Origin of the sequence: Campylobacter sp. CH278, assembly GCF_004378845.1 — a bacterium.
Classification (GTDB): Bacteria; Campylobacterota; Campylobacteria; order Campylobacterales; family Campylobacteraceae; genus Campylobacter_D; species Campylobacter_D jejuni.
Genome location: NZ_RYXZ01000054.1, coordinates 1 through 237, shown reverse-complemented (window position 1 = coordinate 237; position 237 = coordinate 1). Strand labels below are relative to the sequence as shown.

1 pseudogene is annotated in these 237 nt (G+C 27.0%); it reads right to left on the bottom strand.

The annotated features are described in order from the left end of the window. A pseudogene (locus ELQ04_RS08660) lies at positions 1 to 237 on the bottom strand (GTP-binding protein); the annotation flags it as partial.

Below are 237 nucleotides of genomic sequence, written 5' to 3'. Positions count from 1 at the left end.
AAATTTATCCATTTGTTCAATTTTTTTAAAATGTTCAAGTAAAAAAAATTTAGCTTGATCTTTATCTAAACTTGAAATATCCAAGGGTTCGCTAAGCCTATAGACTAAATGAGTAAAAGGCTTAGGTAAAATCATTTTATCCCAACTTTTAAATTCCCAAAAATTTCTTGCCTCATAGTTTAAAATTCTTATTTTAACATTTTTTTTCTGTGCAAGCAATACCGCTCCATCTGAAAT